Here is a 17138-nt window from a genome sequence, read left to right as displayed (position 1 = left end):
GTCAGAGCCGCGTGACGTCCAGTTCCCCGGCGGCGTACTGCCTGCGCAGGACCTTCTTGTCGAACTTGCCGACGCTGGTCTTCGGGACGGCGGGGATGACCGCCCAGCGCTCGGGGAGCTGCCATTTGGCGACGCTGTCCGCGAGGAAGGCGCGCAGACCCGCGTAGTCGGTGGTCGCGCCCTCCTTCAAGACGACGGTGGCGAGCGGGCGTTCGCCCCACTTCTCGTCGGGCACGGCCACCACCGCGGCCTCGGCGACGTCGGGGTGGGCCATCAGCGCGTTCTCCAGCTCGACCGAGGAGATCCACTCGCCGCCCGACTTGATGACGTCCTTCGCGCGGTCGGTGAGGGTCAGGAAGCCGTCGGAGCTGATCACGCCGACGTCACCGGTCTTCAGCCAGCCGTCCTCGCTGAACTTGTCCGCGGGCCGGTGGCTCTCGCCGCCCACCCCGCCGTAGTAGGCGCCCGCGATCCAGGGACCGCGCACCTCCAGTTCGCCGGCCGACTCGCCGTCCCAGGGCAGGTGTTCGCCTCCGGGGCCGATCAGGCGGGCCTCGACGGAGGCGGGGAAGCGGCCCTGCGTCAGCCGGTAGCCGAACTCCTCGTCGGTGCCGACCGCGTGGGCCGGCGGCCGGGCGATCGTGCCGAGCGGGGACGTCTCCGTCATGCCCCAGGCGTGGCAGACGCGCATGCCGAGGGCGTCGAACGCCTTCATCAGGGACGGCGGGCAGGCCGCGCCGCCGATGGTGACCTGGGTGAGCGAACTGACGTCACGCGGCTTCGCGGTCAGCTCGGCGAGCAGGCCCTGCCAGATGGTGGGGACGGCGGCGGCGTGGGTGGGCCGCACCGTCTCGATCATCTCGGCGAGCGGGGCGGGCTGCAGGAAGCGGTCCGGCATCAGCATGTTGACGCCGGTCATGAGGGTGGCGTGCGGGAGGCCCCACGCGTTCACGTGAAACTGCGGGACCACCACCAGGGAGGTGTCCGCGTCGGTCAGCCCCATCGACTGGGCCATGTTGACCTGCATGGAGTGGAGGTAGATGGAGCGGTGGGAGTAGACGACGCCCTTGGGGTCGCCGGTGGTGCCGGAGGTGTAGCACATGGCGGCGGCGGCGCGCTCGTCCAGCTCGGGCCAGTCGTAGCCGGTGGGCTTCCCGGCGATCAGCTCCTCGTACTCGTGCACCTGGGCCCGCGCGCCCGCCAGCAAGGAGCGGTCGCCGGGCCCCGAGACCACGACGTGCTCGACGCTCGGCATCCGGGAGAGCAGCGGCGCGAGCAGGCCGAGAAGGGAGCCGTTGACGATGATGACGCGGTCGGCGGCGTGCGCGACGATCCACGTCAGCTGCTCGGCGGGCAGCCGCAGATTCAGGGTGTGCAGGACGGCGCCCATACAGGGCACGGCGTAATAGGCCTCGACGTGCTCGGCGTTGTTCCACATCATCGTTCCCAAAACACTTCCCTCGGTCACTCCGAGGTCATCGTGTAGGGCGTGTGCGAGCTGTGCGGCGCGGTCGCCGATCTCGGCGTACGTGCGGCGCTGGGGTTCCGCCTCACCTGTCCACGTCGTCACAGTCGACTGGCCGTGTACACGTCGGCCGTGTTCAAGAATCCGGCTGATCGTGAGGGGAACGTCTTGCATAGTGCTCTGCACGGCATGCCTCCCGGTGGGCGTCGCCATGGCGCGACGGCGTGGAGAGATTCTGCGCACATACCGTGCGGTATGTCACTACCTCTGGGTAGCTCGTTTCCTCTTCCTACTCCCAGGCGCCGGCCACGGGTCTGGCTCCCACGCTGGGTGAATCTCCACGGTGTGGCCCGCGCTCCCTGGGGTCGAGATCGGCATCACCGATCTCACGTTCGCGTACGTGCCGAACATCGGACCCGACCGACTGCACCGGTCGAGCCCGGTGGGGCATAGCAACTTCCAGGGCACCAGGGACGAGTTCGACGCCCTCGACGACGTGTGGACGTCATGGATGCGCGACATCCGCCTCGCCCGCGCCCGGTTGATCGTCCCTGAGGGATACCTCCGCGATCATCAGGGGGCAGGACAGGGCGCGTCGTTCGACGACGATCGCGAGGTCTGGCATTCCCTGAAGATGCCGCCCAACGAGGGAAGCGGCATCACCCTGTCTCAGTTCGCGATCAGGGTCGACGAGCACCAGAGGACCAGCGAGGCTCTGACCCGGCAAGCCGTCCAGTCCGCCGACTACTCGGCACAGTCGTTCGGCCTCGACGCCAACGGCGCCCCGATCACCGCGACCGAGGTCGACAGCCGCGACGCCCTGTCCATCGTCACCCGGAAGCAGATAGCCGGGTACACGCGCCAGCCCCTCACTCACATCCTGCACGTTCTGTTGCAGCTCGACCGCGTGCACTTCGGTCGGGCCATCCAACCGGAGTGCCCGCGCGTCGAGTTCGGCGACGGCGTCACCGAGAGCGAGCAGGCCACCGCGACCACCCTCGATCAAGGTCAAGATCCTTCACCCCGAATGGGACGACGCCGTGGCAAAGGCGGAAGTCTCCGCGATCCTGGCGGAGACCGGAGCCGGGGTACCCACCCTCCCCCACAGAGAGCCTCTACGGGTAGGGCGTTCCGCCGCCTCCGAACAAGCTGGTCAAGATCCGTTCAGCCCTCGCCCTGACAGTCGGGTTCGGATGCGAAAGGGCGCATGCGAGAAGGAGAGACAGCAGCCCGAAGAGCGGGACAGGAAATGCGGCCAAGTGGATTTCAATTCCCATGCCGAGAACCATAGCGAAAGACAGACCTCGCCATGTTCGAGCGGCCACCCATTGACCCATATAATGTACTGACCTGCTGGTTCTGCGTTAACTTATAAGGGACAATGACACAGGGGGAAACTAGCAATCCCCACATCAGGCACCTTCGGCGGCGAAGTCTCACACTCCCGGGCGGCACTCCTTAACCCCGTCACGTGATACGCATCACACACGATGCGGAACGGGCCATTCGCCCTAAATAGCGGAAAAGTGGGGGAGTGAGGATGTACCCATCCACCCGGGCCTACGCCGACTCAGGCACCGCGAGCAGGAAGGGGCGGGGAATCTCCCCGCGGCGCCGCCCCGCCGGTGCCGGATCAGGTCGAGCGGGCCCGTGTGCGGTCGGATGACGAGGCGACCGTGCGGGAGCTGAGTGGCGACCAACTTGCCGCTGCACTCCGCACACCGCTCGACGACCGCGCACGGCGCCGCGTCGAGGCCGAGGCCGACCGCCGCGACACCGCGGCTCTGCTCGCCCGGGCCGCCCCCGGCGGGCACCTGGTCGATGACCTGCTCGGCCTGTCCGACGACGACCTCGCCCGTACCTGGGCCCACGTCGACGACCTCGACCGCGTGCGGATCATGGCGGAGACCGACCGCCGCGACCGCGCCGGACAACTCCCGGATGTACAGCTCGAACTGGTTGGCCTGTCCGACGCGCAGCTCGCCGGCCGCTACCGCGACGCGCCGGACGCCGCCGCCATCGCCGCCGAAGCCGCCCGCCGCGACCTGCTCATCCGCCTCTTCTCCGGCGGGACCCTGCTCGCGGACCTGTCGGGCGTGGGCGACGACGACCTCGCATGGGCCATGCAGTACGCCGACACCGCCGAACTCCCGCGCATCACCGCCGAGATCGACCGCCGCAACGCCGTCGAGCTACCGGCCACCGCCGACACCGGCAACGCCGTTGACGACCTGCTCGCCGACCGCGACGCCCTCACCGAGGCCATGGCGCCCGCACCCGATCCCGAGCAGTGGGGCGCCCTCGCCGATGACGAGACGTTCGCCGCGCTGGCCGCCCCCGCAAGGATCGCGTACTCGCGCGCGTCCGACGAGCGGAAAGAATGGTGGGCCGAGCGCGGCCGCTTGGCTCAGGCCGAGTTCATCGAGCAGGCGACCGGCAAGGCTCAGCGGTGGGCCGGCGGCGCCCGTAAGAACGAGTCGGACCACCACAACAAGAGGACCATGGGCACGCGCGAGGACATCGTCAAAGCAGTCACCGCAGGCCGGGAGGCAGGGGACCACGGCGACCCGCCGACCGCCTGCCCGTACCCAAGCGCGTCGACGCTGCGTACCGCGTGGATTCGCGGCTACGCGCAACAGCGCCCGCTTTCTGATCAGGGGCAACGTCCGTAGGCGCCCTACTTGAAGATCAGGTCTATCAGTGCCACAACTAAGGCGGCCAGGCCGGAGAGTTCGGCGAGCTTCGTCAGCAATGGAGTTTTTTCCCTTGCCGCGTTTGATGCGGTTGGGTTCTGTTCGTCGCCGGAAGTAGCGCCAAAGCGGAACGTATTAGGGGCGCCACGGTTAGGGAACCTGGACGGGCGGGTCCCTTTACCGCTTGAATTGCTCTTCCGGGACGAGGTCATGGCCAGCACTATCGCCCAACTGGCGAGTGTTACAACCCAGTACCGAAGCGGCCATTCCCATATTGGCGTCGTGCTGGTCATGAGCGCGAATTCGAACATTCCTCGCCCCCCGAATGTCCCCGAGAATTCGGAACCCGCTAAATCGGCGGCGCCTTTTCGTGTCCCGGCGCGCCCACCTGCATGGGTCCCACCCTGCATGCAGCGCGCACACAAATTCCACCAGCCGCCAAATCGGCAACCTTTCGCATGCCGTCTTGCCCGCTAAGAGCGGGTCGAAAACGCTAGGAGTGCACCCGTGACTGATCCGAACCCGAACCCGTCGGCGCCCCCGCGACCGTCCCGGTCACCCCGCCGACGCCGACCGCGCCCCCCCCCCGGCCAACCCCCGTCGGCCCCGCCGCAGGAGCCTGCCAGGGCGACGTGTCCGCACTTCCCGAGCGGGCGTAGAAGCTCATCAAGACCGCCCAGTCGCAGCAGCCGACCGCCCCGCAGACCCCGCCCGTGTCCGCCTCCCAGCAGCCGATGCCGTCGGTCGAGGGCGAGACCGCCCGCCTCCCGCAGTGGGCACAGCGCGCCGTCACCGACGACCAAGGCGCGGCGCAGCAGCTCGCTTTGCAGACGGCTGTGATTGCCGCCGCCCCGGAAGCGGGCGCCGATGTCTCCCGCCTGCTCGACTCGCAGGCCGCCATGCACGCACTGTCCGGCGTCGACCCGTCCGACAGCGGCGCGGTGAAGCAGGCCATCGAGGGCGTTCTCGCCACGCACCAGCACCTCGCCGCGGCTTCGCGGACCGCGCCGAAGGGCGGCGCCGACTTCAGCAGCGCCGGACCGGGCGCCGTCACCGCCGCCCAGTTCGCCGCCATGCCCTACGCCGAGCGCACCGAACTGTTCCAGACCGATCCCGACACCTACCGGCGTCTCGCCGGGTCCTGCTCCATGCGGCCGCGCGCCGGGCCCCCATAACGCCCGGCGCCCGCGCCGGAAAAGGAGCACACCACCATGGCGAAGAAGACCTCTGCACTGATGATCTTTTCCCGAGGTCTGGGGCGACATCGCCCAGACCGAGTTCCGGGGAAAGGTCCGCGTCGCCGGATCGGCCGCCGTCGTTGAGGACAACACCCTTGAAGGCGCCCCTGGCGCGAAGATCGAGTTCCCCCGTTCGTTGGGGCGCCCTCGGCGACCTCGGCAACCTCGACGAGGCCCACATCTATGGCCCCGGTGGCATGTCGACCAGCGCAGCCAAGGCCGTGATCAAGGAAGCCGGCAAGGCCGTCGAGATCACTGACAAAGCCGGCCTTACGGCCCTCGGAGACCCCGAGGCCGAGGTCCGCCGCCAGTTCGGAGTACTGGCCGCGCGTAAGGTCGACGGCGACCTCATCACCCAGGCACAGGCCGACGAGACCACCCTCGGCGGGTACGATCCGCTGCGCCGGCGGAGCTACGGACCGTCATGTGCATCCGAAGCACGGGCGGCACTGTCGCGGCCTGGTACATCCAGTCGACCAACCTCGGCACCCGCGTCATCCGTAACGACGTTCTCGGCCGCGAGGTCGTGACGCACAACATCGGCACCGGAAACGATCTGTTCGACCCGGTGGGTACGCGTTCAGTTCCGCGTACGGCAGGACGGGTCCGACGCCGAGTGGGCGCGTCGAGTGGACCGACGTCGGCGGCACCGCCGGCGGCTACACCAACCGGTACCCGGACAAGATCGGCTGGCCGACAGGCGTCGCGTCCCCGCCCGGCGGATTCAGTCCCCTGCTCGACGGCATGGCGCTGGGCCACATCAGCGTGTGGCCGACCGCGACGACCCCCGCCTACGGCGGCGCCATCGATGCGTGGGCAGGTGAAACCATCGCCACTCGCATGCTGCGCCTCGCCCGCGAAGAAGATGTACCTCTCCTCTACACCGGTCGCACCAACGCGACCGCGACGCGCGGGGGCGCGCAGTCGGCATCGACCCTGCTCGACCCTGCTTCAAGAGTGCACAGACGCGGACGGCGGCATTCTGTACGAGCAACGCGACGCCCTTTCCCTGGCCTACTGCACCCCGCCCTGCACTACACACAAGCGCGGGCCCTCACCCTCGACTACACCGCCCGCGAGGTCGTCGCCCCCGCTGGAACCCATCGACGACGACCAGGCTCTACGCAACGACGTCACGTCCAGCGCACCGGGGGCAGCTCCGGGCGCGCCGTCCTGGAAACCGGCTCGCTCTCCGTGCTCGCGCCGCCGGACGGCATCGGCCGCTACACCACACAGCGAACCGTCGGTTCCTGCCCGGCGCGGCTCCCCTTGTCCCTGCTCAGCAGCCCGCAGGCGGCACGCCCAGCGGATGGGGTCGGTGCGCCCAGCGGCCCGGAGGACGCGTGCTCAGCGGATCGGGGTCAGTTCCGGGTCGTCGCGGAGTTTGCCGAGGGCGCGCGACACCGCGCTCTTCACCGTGCCGATCGAGACCCCGAGCACCTCCGCGGTCTGGGCCTCACTGAGATCCTCGTAGTACCTGAGGACGACCATCGCCCGCTGCCGGTCCGGCAGCTTCGTGATCGCACGCCACATCGCGTCGCGCAGCACCTGCTGCTCGGCCGGGTCCCCGACGGGTGCCAGTGCCGGCTCCGGCAGCTCGTCGCACGCGTACTCGTCGACCTTGCGCTTGCGCCACTGCGAGGTGCGGGTGTTCAGCAGCGCGCGGCGCACGTATCCGTCGAGCGCGCGATGGTCCTCGATGCGGTCCCACGCGACATACGTCTTGGTCAGCGCGGTCTGCAGCAGGTCCTCGGCATCGCTCGGATTGGCGGTCAGCGAACGGGCGGTGCGCAGCAGTACGGGCTGGCGTGCCCGTACGTAGGACGCGAACGACGGGTACGCGTAGGGGCCCGCGCCCCTCGTCGGGCCCGTGCCCCGCGTCGCGGCCTTCGATGCGCTGGTGCACACGGACACCCTGGATGCGGTCATGCCTCCACGCTAGAAGCGCCCCCTACTTCTGGGATCGGCCCCAAGTCCCGAAGCCGTGTCCGCCTCAGGTTGTACTAGGGGGGCCTGCCCCACCTCCTACAGGTGGAGGAAGTGGGGTCCGCCTCTGAGGGTTCGCCCCCGAGGATCCGCCCCTGAGGGTTGGCCCCTCAGGGGTCACCGGTCGGGGTCGTCGTCCGGCCGATCAGCCGATGCGGGCCACGGGGGCGTGCACCAGGTTGCGGTCGATCACCAGCGTGCGCCCGGCGTGCCGCTCCCTCACGTTCCCCGCGTACTGGTGGATGCGCCGCGCCGGACGCCACGCGTCGGGGCTCAGCGAGGGCTCGCGGTACAGGTGCGGGCGGGTGCGCCAGCGCGCGAACCACATCACCGTCGGCAGATCCCGTACTCCCGAGCGCCGCGCCTTCTCCATGTGCCGCACTCCGGAGTCGGCGCTGCTGTAGAAACCGGGGACGTAGCCGTGTCTGCGCACCTCGCGGTCCCAGGACCGTACGAAGGAGAGCGTGGTGCGGGCGCACGCCGGCTTGCGGTAGGCGTACGCCTCCATGTCCAGATAGAGCGGGCTGCCCGGGTCGAAGCCGACGGCCTCGGCCCGGCGGGCCGCGTCGCGCCCCTCCCGCTTCCCCTGGCTCCAGGGGTGGCGTCCGATGGTGTAGCCCTTCTTGTTCCGCGCGTTGACACAGGGCGACTGCGAGCCCACGTACACCGGCAGTACCCCCCACCCCATCCGGTCCACCGCCCGCGTCCAGCCGCGGTCGAGGTGCGGCTGGGTCTTGCAGGCCCGGCCGCGCCCCCCGTAATAGACGCCCACGGCGCCGTACGGGGAACGCTGCCAGCGCCGCATCGTGTCGAGCGAGGGCGCGACGCAGGTGTCGAAGGCCTTCCCCCGGAAGGACGGCCCGGCGGCGGCAGCGGCGGAAGCCGGGGGGACGGCCGTGTCCGGGGAGGCGGCGGGTGGGGCCACGGCCTCCGCCTCGGAGGCGGCCGCCGTGCCCGGCGGGGCCGCGGTCAGGTCGAGGGTCAGGACCGTCAGCATCATGAGGACAAGTCCCATGATCAGTTTTTGGATACGCATACGGCGAGTGAAGGGCCCCGCCCCTCCTCCAGGCGTCGCGGACGCGCCGCGTTCAGCCGTCCGCCCCCAGAATCAACCCCGAAGTGGGGACACCCGTGCCCGCGGTGACCAGGGTGCGGGCGGCGCCGGGCAGCTGGTTCACGGACGTGCCCCGGATCTGCCGGACGGCCTCCGCCACGCCGTTCATCCCGTGCAGGTACGCCTCCCCGAGCTGACCGCCGTGGGTGTTCAGCGGCAGCCGCTCCTCGGCGACGAACCCCGCGGCCTCGCCCCGCGCGCAGAAACCGAATTCCTCCAGCTGCATCAGTACGAACGGTGTGAAGTGGTCGTAGAGGATCCCCACGTCGATGTCGGCCGGGGCCAGCCCCGACGTGCGCCACAGCTGCCGGGCGACCACGCTCATCTCGGGCAGCCCGCTCAGGTCGCCGCGGTAGAAGCCGGTCATCTGCTCCTGCGTCCGGCCCGCCCCCTGGGCCGCCGCCGTGATCACGGCGGGGGGTTGTGGCAGGTCGCGGGCCCGCTCCACGCTCGTGACGACGATCGCCTGGCCGCCGTCCGTCTCCTGACAGCAGTCGAGGAGCCGCAGCGGTTCGACGATCCAGCGCGAGGCGGCGTGCTCCGCGAGCGTGATGGGCTTCCCGTGGAAGTAGGCGGCGGGGTTGGTGGCCGCGTACTTCCGGTCCGTCACGGCCACCTGCCCGAAGGCGTCCGGCGTCAGCCCGTACGTGTGGAGGTAGCGCCGGGCCACCATCGCCACCCAGGAGGCGGGGGTCAGCAGGCCGAACGGCAGGGACCAGCCGAGCGCCGCGCCCTCGGCCGAGGGCTCGCGCCGTTGCACGCCGGAGCCGAATCTGCGTCCCGAGCGCTCGTTGAACGCGCGGTAGCAGACGACGACCTCCGCCACGCCCGTCGCCACCGCGAGCGCCGCCTGCTGGATGGTGGCGCAGGCCGCGCCGCCGCCGTAGTGGATACGGGAGAAGAAGGACAGCTCCCCGATGCCGGCCGCCTGGGCGACCGTGATCTCCGGGCTGGTGTCCATGGTGAAGGTGACCATGCCGTCGACATCGGCGGGCGCGAGACCGGCGTCGTCCAGCGCCGCCCGCACCGCCTCCACGGCCAGCTTCAGTTCGCTGCGGCCGGAGTCCTTGGAGAACTCCGTCGCCCCGATGCCGACGATCGCGGCCCTGCCGCCGAGGGCGTCGCGCCCGTGGACACTCATGCGGTGCCTCCCTGGGGGCGCGCGGCGTCTCGCGCGGGGCGGGCGGCGTCTCGTGGGGGGAGAGTCACGGTCACGGTGCCGGTGACGTGCCGGCCGATGCCGTTGGACCCGACGACCTCGACGGTGGCCGTCCGGCCCTCCGGTGAGGCGTCGACGTCCCCGATCCTGCCGGTCAGCACCATCGAGTCCCCGGGATAGTTGGGCGCGCCCAGGCGTATCGCCACCTTGCGCAGCATGGCCGTCGGGCCGAAGTGGTCCGTGATGTACCGGCCGACCAGGCCGTTGGTCGTCAGGATGTTCATGAAGATGTCGGGGGATCCCTTGGCCCCGGCCAGCTCCGCGTCGTGGTGCACGTCCTGGTAGTCGCGGGAGGCGATGGCCCCGGCGACGATCAGGGTGCGGGTGATCGGGATCTCCAGCGGCGGCAACTCGTCACCCGCCTTCATGCCGGCTCCGGTGGGATGATCCTGCGCAGGGTCCTGCTTCTGCGGGGGTTTCTGTACGTACGGTGACTCCTGCGAGGGCGGTTTCTGCGAGGGCGTGGCCTCCGGGTCGGACCTCGCGCCCTCCCAGGGCGCCGACGCCCGGAACACCGGCAGCTCCAACTCCTCGTCCACCCGCTGGAACGTCAGCCGCACCGGCATCCCGATCCGCACCTCGTCGTACGGCACCCCGATCACATTGCTGACGATCCGCACGCCCTCCGCCAGTTCGACGAGCGCCACCGCGTATGGGGGGTCGAAGGCGGGGAAGGGCGGGTGGTGCATCACGACGTACGAATAGACGGTGCCCTCCCCGCTCGCCTCGACCGTGTCCCACTCGGGCGAACCGCAGGAGTTGCAGCCGGGCAGCCAGGGAAAACGCAGCTCCCCGCAGCCGCCGCAGCGCTGGATCAGCAGGCGGTGCGCGGCGACGCCCTCCCAGAACCCGGCGTTGTCCCGGTTGATCACCGGACGCGGCCGCCTGCCCGAGGGCTTTCGCCGCGCCGGCGCGTACTTGAGGATCCGGAAACGGTGCGTCCCGACCAGCCGGGCGCCGACTCTGACGTCCATCCTCGTGGTGACGAAGTGGCCCGTGCCGAGCTTGGTCGTCTTGCGCGCCGACACCGACTCGATCACCGCGTCGAAGGTGACCTCGTCGCCGGGCCGCAGCGCCCGCGCGTACTCCTGCTCGCAGTCGGTGGCGACCACCGCGGTGTACCCCGCGCCGTCGAGCAGCGCCCACAGCTCGTCGTACGCGGCGGAACGGCCCTCGTGTCCGGAGAGGCCTCCCATCGTCCAGACCTGGAGCATGGTGGGGGGCGCCACCTGTTCCGCGCCCGCGTACGCGGGGTTGGCGTCGCCCATCGCCTCGCACCAGTGCCTGATCATGGCCGAGTTGACCGGATCCTTGCCGAGTCCCCCCGCCACCGCGCGCCGGCCTTCGAAGGCCCGCAACTCCTCGTACGGGATGCCTTTCTCGTACGCGACGCACTCCTCGTACGGGCCGCTCATCGGTGCCCCCTCCGCCTGCCGAGCCGCATCGTCGCTACGACCTCCCGCTGCACCTCACCCGCCACGCCGACTTTCTGACTGTCCGTCAGCTAACGCACGCATGTCAAGAGGAGTCACGAGCCGGCGCACGAACCGGTGAACGGACCGGTGAGCGGACCGGCGCACGAGCCGCTGCATGAACCGGTGAAGGGACCGACGAAGGGGACGGTGAAGGGATCGGTGGACGAACCAGCGCACGAACCGGTATCCGAACCGCTTCCGCACAAGCCTCCGAACACACCTGTGCGGCGACGCCGAAGCGCCGCCGCACAGATCCCCCCTCACAGCTCCCCCCCATCTCACCTCACCGCGCTCACCCTTGAAGCCGTCCCGAGCGGCTACAGGGGTACGCGGCTCACCAGAGTTCGGTGAAGTTCACCGCGACATCGTGGCTCGACTGGTCGATCGCCGTGAACGCCGAGCCATTCACCTGGGCGGTGTTGTTCTGGTTCGAGGCACCGTCGCCGATGGCCTGCTGCTGCGTAGTGGTGGAGTTGCCGTGATTGCTCCCACCGACGCCGCTGCCGTTGATGGCCGCCACTCCCGCGTTCGACCCGTCGTTCGAGAAGGCGCCGTTGTCGGCGGTCGCGACGCCCGAGAAGAGCGCGGCCGCCAGAGGCAGGGCGGCGACGGTGGCGATGACGCGAGCGGTACGAATGCTGGCCATGTCCAGTCCTCCAGAAAGGGGAGGTACACACCGGCGCATGCGCCGGGAGTACCGGGAAATAGGGCTTGTCACCAGGGCAGTTGGCCAACCGCCCCGGAGTGCTGCACGACGTCGCGGGATCAGAGTTGCCCACCGAACTCCGGCGATCCACCCCGGAAGCCTCGATTCCCCCGCAAGCGTGAGGACAAGTCGATAAACGCGCTTCACGTCTCGAACTACCGAGTGAGCCCCCTGGGGGCCACCCACGCTCCCCCGCAACCGGCACCCACCTCAGGCCCCCCAGAGGCCGAAGCGTTTCGCCACCATCAGCCCGGACCCGCACGGAGGGGGCGCTTTCGGCGCCCAGCCCCTCCCCCACCCCCTCTTCGACGTCGCCCCCTCTTCCCTTCTTCGAACGTACGTACGAAAATATAGTCATGGCCATCATCGACCGCCATGCCACCACGCTCGCGCTGGCCCACGCCCTGTCCGCCGCCGAACGCGGCCTCGCGGTGATCCCGCTCTCCCGCACCAAGCTCCCGGCCCTGCGCTCCCCCCACCACGCCGGCGCCCCGCACGCCCACCCCCAGGACGCGCCCGCCCCTGGGGCCGGGGCGCCTCGCCCCGCACCGCCCTGCCATGGCGGGTGCGGCCTCCTCGGGCACGGCGTGTACGACGCGTCGACCGACCCGCGACGCATCCGGGAACTCTTCGCCGCCGCTCCCTGGGCCACCGGCTACGGCATCGCCTGCGGACTGCCGCCGCACCACTTGATCGGCGTGGACCTGGACACCAAGTCGGACGTCGACGCCTCGGCGGCGCTGCGGGAACTGGCGCTGCGCCACCTCTTCACCATCCCCGAGACCGTCGTCGTGACCACGCCGAGCGGCGGCCGCCACATCTGGCTGGCGGGCCCGCCGGACGCCGTGGTCCCCAACTCGGCGGGCCGGCTGGCCCCCGGCATCGACATCCGCGGCGCGGGCGGCTACCTCGTCGGCCCCGGCTCCCGCACCGAGCACGGCGTCTACAACACGGTCCCCGGCACCGCCCACCTGCCGCCCGCACCCTGCCCGCCCGCACTGCTGCGCCTGCTCACGCCACCACCCCGCGCCCCGCACTCCACACCCCCGCACACCGGAACGGCGGCCCAACAGGGCCACGGCCTGGTCCAGTTCGTCCTCGCGGCACACGAGGGCCAACGCAACACGCGCCTCTTCTGGGCCGCTTGCCGCGCCTACGAGAACGGCCTGGGCGACACCCTGACCCCCCACCTGAAGGCCGCCGCCCTACGCATCGGCCTCACTCCCCGCGAGGCCCACTCCACCATCACCTCAGCGGCTCGCCTCACCGGCCACGCGTAACCCACGCATCCAGGCGCACACGCAAGGGACGCCCGCTTTCCCTACACCCCTACGGTGAAAACCCAGGCCACGACCGCGACGGGCGTGAGTGCTGCGACCAGGCCGACAGCCAGGGAGACATAAGCCAGAGGCTTGAACATCTTGTGCCGCTGGGCACGACACGCGGCGAAGCACGTAAAGCTGATGACGGCGAGGCACGGCAGGAGGATGAAAACGAAGCCGAGCGCCGCCATGGTTCCCCAACAAGCTCGTGAGCCGACCCGTGTACAGCGGGAAGGTACAGCAGCCAGGCAGGCCACAAGACGACGGCCCCCGACCGTCACGCATGGTCAGCGGCCGCCCATGTGGGTTCAGCGGACGGCCGCTCCGCCGCAGGTCGAACGGGTGCAAGTACCGTGACGGAGCCGTCGTCATCGTCGTCGAGTCCGCTACGTACCCCTGGGCTCTTGGCCATGCCCGTCAAGCCCAAAAGTCCGCTGCTTCTTTCGCGCAGTCGGCAGATTCGCGCGCAGGTACGTTGTCCGGCATGGCCACCCAGATCATCACCTTGGTCGGCGTCCTCATCGGCGCCCTGACGTCATACTTCGCAACGACCATGGCCGAACGAACAAAGTTGCGGCACCTGATGGCCACCCGGTGGGACGAGCGGAAACTTGACACTTACATCGAGTACGTGTCGTGCATCAAAGAAATCCAGAGGGCTGCCATGGACGCCGGACGGGCTCGTGATCAGGGGAAGGATGCATCTGACGGGCTGACCGAGATGGAGAGGAATGAGAAGAGGCGATCGGTCCTCTTCGAAACTCTCGTCCTGCTGAGCAACGACAAGGCTGCCACCGCTGCTCATGCCGTCAACCAGCGGACTTGGGAACTTCTCAGGGTCGCGCGGCTCCCCTCAAGCGGGACAGCCGAACTTCGCCCGATTCCGTTGGTGGAGGCCCTGAACGTTCTTCATGAAGCAGCAAGATCAGACCTGACCATATCCAGCAACACCCCCACCCGTTAAGGCATCGACGTGCAACAGCAGACGCTTCCCACCGGGCGTGATGAACAGGAGCGGGTCATCACCACAGGGCAGCGTCTCCAGATACTTCCCGACCTTCGTCGCCGATTCAGGGTGAGTCAGAACACGAGAGAAGGGCGTGACCCCGAATCAGGTCACGCCCTCCAACTAGGCCATTGCTGGCCTGTGGCGGTGGGTGTGGGATTTGAACCCACGGTGACTCGCGCCACGACGGTTTTCAAGACCGTTCCCTTAGGCCGCTCGGGCAACCCACCCCGCGCCTCCCGCGAGGGCCAGGGGCCTGGAACGCGGGACGGCGCGGGGACAAGACTAGCGGGTCGGTTCGGCGGGGGAGCGGCGGCTCAGCTGTCGCCCTTGCGCTGGCCCAGGGTCACGTCGACCGTGTGCTCCTTGCCGTCGCGCTCGTAGGTGAGCTCGACCTTGTCGCCCGGCTTGTGGGTCCAGATCTGGCCGATCAGGGTCGGGCCGCTGTCGATCACCGTGTCGTCCAGCTTGGTGATGACGTCACCGGGCTTGAGGCCCGCCTTGTCGGCGGGGCCGTTCGGCGTGATCGGCTCGGCGTTGCCCGCGCCCTCCCGGGAGATCGTCGCGCCGTCCCCGGATTCCTGCTGAAGTGAGACCGACGCCCCGATGACGGGGTAGACCGGCTGGCCGGTCTTGATCAGCTGCTGGGCCACGTTCTTCGCCTGGTTCACCGGGATCGCGAAGCCGAGGCCGATGGAGCCCGACTGGCCCGAGCCGCCGAGGCCGCCGCTGTCGGCCGGCTTGATCGCGGAGTTGATGCCGATGACCGCGCCGCGCCCGTCCAGGAGGGGGCCGCCGGAGTTGCCGGGGTTGATGGACGCGTCGGTCTGCAGGGCGCTCATGTACGAGCTCTTGCCGCTCTGCCCGCCGTCGCTGGAGGTCACGGGGCGGTTCTTGGCGCTGATGATGCCCGTGGTGACCGTGTTCGAGAGGCCGAAGGGCGCGCCGATGGCGATCGTCGAGTCGCCGACGGCCACGCGGTCGGAGTTGCCGAGGGGGAGCGGCTTCAGGTCGCCCGGCGTGTTCTTGAGCTTGATGACCGCGACGTCGTAGCCCTCGGCCCGGCCGATGACCTCGGCCGCGTACTTCTTGCCGTCGGAGAACGTCGCCTGGAGCTTGCCGCCCTCGGCGGCCGACGCCACCACGTGGTTGTTGGTGAGGATGTGCCCCTGCTTGTCGTAGACGAAGCCGGTGCCCGTGCCGCCCTCGCCGCTGCCGCTCTGCGCCTCGATGGTGACGACGCTCGGCAGCGCGTCGTTCGCGATCTTGGCCACCGAGCCCGGCTCGCGCTTCAGGTCGGCCGGCGTGTCCGCGGCGGCGACCGTGGTCGAACCGGTGTCGTTGTCGTTGCGCTCGGCCGCCCAGTAGCCGATGCCGCCGCCGACGCCGCCCGCGACCAGGGCGGCCGCGAGCACCCCGGCGACCAGACCGCCGCGCCGTCGGCCGGGCTTGGGCTCCTGCGGGTGGTACGAGGAGCCCCAGCCGGACCCGGAGTCGCCACCGGAGGCATACGACGGCACCGTGGGCGGCGGCGGAGGCGGCCACGCCCCGGCCGCCGCGCCAGCGGTGCCAGGAGCGCCACCAGTGCCAGGAGCACCCCCGGTGCCAGGAGCGCCGGCGGCCCCGCCCATACCGGCCTCGGCCCCGTAATGCGGCGCCCCCGCGGCGGCATGCGCGGGATCGGCGGCGGGACGCGAAGCGGCGGAGTCGGCGGAAGCAGGGGAGGCGGCGGAAACAGCGGGAGCGTCCACCGGCACAGGAGGTGCGGACGGGGCCTCCGGTACCGCGTTGCCCTCGTTCTCGGTGCTCACAGCTCTTCTCCTCGGTCCATGCTGTCGTGGCTGGCGTTCTCGGTCACGGCCCGGCTGTGCCGACTGTGCGCGGGTGCCGACTGTACGTACGTCTTGTCTACAGTCAGCTTTTCCCATGGGCCGTCAGGGCACCATAAGCCGAGCCTGTGTGTCCGGCCCCCCGGGACGCGGCCCCGCGCGGCCCTCCGCGAGCCGCCGGGTACCCCGTGATGGCACCATGACGCGGTGACCCTCGCACGACAGCACCCGATCCAGGTCGTCGCCCACCGCGGAGCCTCCGAGGATGCCCCCGAGCACACCCTGGCCGCCTACAGGAAAGCGGTCGAGGACGGCGCGGACGCCCTCGAATGCGACGTACGGCTCACCGCGGACGGCCATCTCGTCTGCGTGCACGACCGCCGCGTCAACCGCACCTCGAACGGCCGGGGAGCGGTGTCGGCGCTCGAACTCGCCGACCTCGCCGCCCTCGACTTCGGCTCCTGGAAGCGGCATCACGACGAGGCCGAGGAGGGCGAGGGCCCGGACTGGGACCGCTCCGCGGGCGTGGACGTCGGCGGGGGCCTCGGCGAGGACACCTCCGTCCTGACCCTGGAGCGGCTCCTGGAGCTGGTCGCCGAGAACAACGCCGCCGGCCGCCCCGTACGCCTGGCCATCGAGACCAAGCACCCCACGCGCTGGGCCGGACAGGTGGAGGAGCGCCTGATGCTGCTCCTGAAGCAGTTCGGTCTGGACGCGCCCGCTACGGAGAGCGCCTCCCCGGTGCGGATCATGAGTTTCTCGGCGCGTTCGCTGCTCCGCGTGCGGGCCGCCTCCCCGACGTTGCCGACCGTCTATCTGATGCAGTTCGTCTCGCCCCGCCACCGCGACGGGCGGCTCCCGGCGGGCGTACGCGTCGCGGGCCCCTCCCTGCGGCTCGTGCGCAACCACCCCGGTTACGTCGCCAAGCTGAAGCGCGCGGGGCACCAGGTGCACGTCTGGACGGTGAACGAGCCGGAGGACGTCGAGCTCTGCGCCGAACTGGGCGTCGACGCGATCATCACCAACCGCCCCAAGCAGGTCCTGACCCAACTGGATCGCCTGGGACTCCGGTAACACCCGTTACA

At 70.1% G+C, this 17138-nt stretch carries 15 protein-coding genes, 1 tRNA gene and 1 pseudogene; 6 read left to right on the top strand and 11 right to left on the bottom strand.

From position 1 onward, the window contains the following. Position 1: 1 nt before the first annotated feature. Both ACZ5GP_RS14595 and ACZ5GP_RS14590 read right to left on the bottom strand, forming a co-directional pair. Positions 2-1651 carry a long-chain fatty acid--CoA ligase gene (locus ACZ5GP_RS14595; protein WP_468751173.1) on the bottom strand — a complete coding sequence of 550 codons (1650 nt, stop codon included), beginning with the start codon at positions 1649-1651 and terminating at the stop codon, positions 2-4. 319 nt (positions 1652-1970) lie between these two features. Beyond that, complete coding sequence (locus ACZ5GP_RS14590) at positions 1971-2477, bottom strand: hypothetical protein (protein WP_468751172.1); 507 nt, start codon at positions 2475-2477, stop codon at positions 1971-1973. A gap of 664 nt (positions 2478-3141) precedes the next feature. Here ACZ5GP_RS14590 and ACZ5GP_RS14585 point away from each other — a divergent pair. Next, positions 3142-4137, top strand: a complete 996-nt coding sequence (locus ACZ5GP_RS14585; protein WP_468751171.1) for an Rmf/CrpP fold protein — start codon at positions 3142-3144, stop codon at positions 4135-4137. 5 nt (positions 4138-4142) lie between these two features. Here ACZ5GP_RS14585 and ACZ5GP_RS14580 read toward each other — a convergent pair whose 3' ends face one another. Further along, on the bottom strand, positions 4143-4451 hold the full coding sequence (locus tag ACZ5GP_RS14580; RefSeq protein WP_468751170.1) for a hypothetical protein: 309 nt from the start codon (positions 4449-4451) through the stop codon (positions 4143-4145). A 420-nt stretch (positions 4452-4871) separates the two neighbouring features. Here ACZ5GP_RS14580 and ACZ5GP_RS14575 point away from each other — a divergent pair, with 420 nt between their 5' ends. Beyond that, a complete protein-coding gene (locus ACZ5GP_RS14575; RefSeq protein ID WP_468751169.1) occupies positions 4872-5333 on the top strand; it encodes a hypothetical protein in 462 nt (153 codons plus the stop codon). Between the two features lie 158 nt (positions 5334-5491). Continuing rightward, positions 5492-5926, top strand: a complete 435-nt coding sequence (locus ACZ5GP_RS14570; protein WP_468751168.1) for a hypothetical protein — start codon at positions 5492-5494, stop codon at positions 5924-5926. Between the two features lie 817 nt (positions 5927-6743). Here the strand turns inward: ACZ5GP_RS14570 and ACZ5GP_RS14565 are convergent. The 5 genes and pseudogenes from ACZ5GP_RS14565 to ACZ5GP_RS14545 form a co-directional block, all read right to left on the bottom strand. Continuing rightward, positions 6744-7325, bottom strand: coding sequence for a SigE family RNA polymerase sigma factor (locus ACZ5GP_RS14565; protein ID WP_468751167.1), 582 nt, complete (start codon positions 7323-7325; stop codon positions 6744-6746). Between the two features lie 202 nt (positions 7326-7527). Beyond that, complete coding sequence (locus tag ACZ5GP_RS14560) at positions 7528-8418, bottom strand: DUF1906 domain-containing protein (protein ID WP_468751166.1); 891 nt, start codon at positions 8416-8418, stop codon at positions 7528-7530. 52 nt (positions 8419-8470) lie between these two features. After that, on the bottom strand, positions 8471-9637 hold the full coding sequence (locus tag ACZ5GP_RS14555) for a lipid-transfer protein (RefSeq protein WP_468751165.1): 1167 nt from the start codon (positions 9635-9637) through the stop codon (positions 8471-8473). Between the two features lie 581 nt (positions 9638-10218). Next, positions 10219-11130 (bottom strand): annotated as a pseudogene (locus ACZ5GP_RS14550) (bifunctional MaoC family dehydratase N-terminal/OB-fold nucleic acid binding domain-containing protein); the annotation flags it as partial. 394 nt (positions 11131-11524) lie between these two features. Further along, positions 11525-11836, bottom strand: a complete 312-nt coding sequence (locus tag ACZ5GP_RS14545; RefSeq protein WP_468751164.1) for a hypothetical protein — start codon at positions 11834-11836, stop codon at positions 11525-11527. 416 nt (positions 11837-12252) lie between these two features. Here ACZ5GP_RS14545 and ACZ5GP_RS14540 point away from each other — a divergent pair, with 416 nt between their 5' ends. Next, positions 12253-13176, top strand: a complete 924-nt coding sequence (locus ACZ5GP_RS14540; protein ID WP_468751163.1) for a bifunctional DNA primase/polymerase — start codon at positions 12253-12255, stop codon at positions 13174-13176. Between the two features lie 41 nt (positions 13177-13217). On the opposite strand, the gene ACZ5GP_RS14535 is transcribed toward ACZ5GP_RS14540, so the two are convergent. Further along, positions 13218-13409: a hypothetical protein gene (locus tag ACZ5GP_RS14535; RefSeq protein WP_468751162.1), complete on the bottom strand. Its 192-nt coding sequence runs from the start codon at positions 13407-13409 to the stop codon at positions 13218-13220. 293 nt (positions 13410-13702) lie between these two features. Here ACZ5GP_RS14535 and ACZ5GP_RS14530 point away from each other — a divergent pair, with 293 nt between their 5' ends. Further along, complete coding sequence (locus tag ACZ5GP_RS14530; RefSeq protein ID WP_468751161.1) at positions 13703-14182, top strand: hypothetical protein; 480 nt, start codon at positions 13703-13705, stop codon at positions 14180-14182. 184 nt (positions 14183-14366) lie between these two features. On the opposite strand, the gene ACZ5GP_RS14525 is transcribed toward ACZ5GP_RS14530, so the two are convergent. Together ACZ5GP_RS14525 and ACZ5GP_RS14520 are read right to left on the bottom strand one after the other, a co-directional pair. Next, positions 14367-14454: transfer RNA gene (locus ACZ5GP_RS14525), tRNA-Ser, on the bottom strand. An 87-nt stretch (positions 14455-14541) separates the two neighbouring features. Then, complete coding sequence (locus ACZ5GP_RS14520) at positions 14542-16035, bottom strand: S1C family serine protease (RefSeq protein ID WP_468751160.1); 1494 nt, start codon at positions 16033-16035, stop codon at positions 14542-14544. 225 nt (positions 16036-16260) lie between these two features. Between ACZ5GP_RS14520 and ACZ5GP_RS14515 the strand changes: the two genes are divergently transcribed. After that, positions 16261-17127: a glycerophosphodiester phosphodiesterase gene (locus ACZ5GP_RS14515; protein WP_468751159.1), complete on the top strand. Its 867-nt coding sequence runs from the start codon at positions 16261-16263 to the stop codon at positions 17125-17127. The last annotated feature ends 11 nt before the right edge of the window (positions 17128-17138 follow it).

The sequence above is a fragment of the Streptomyces sp. NPDC031466 genome (genome assembly GCF_055581265.1).
The sequence above is the reverse complement of the archived record's forward strand: the minus strand, read 5'-3'. Positions and strand labels throughout refer to the sequence as shown.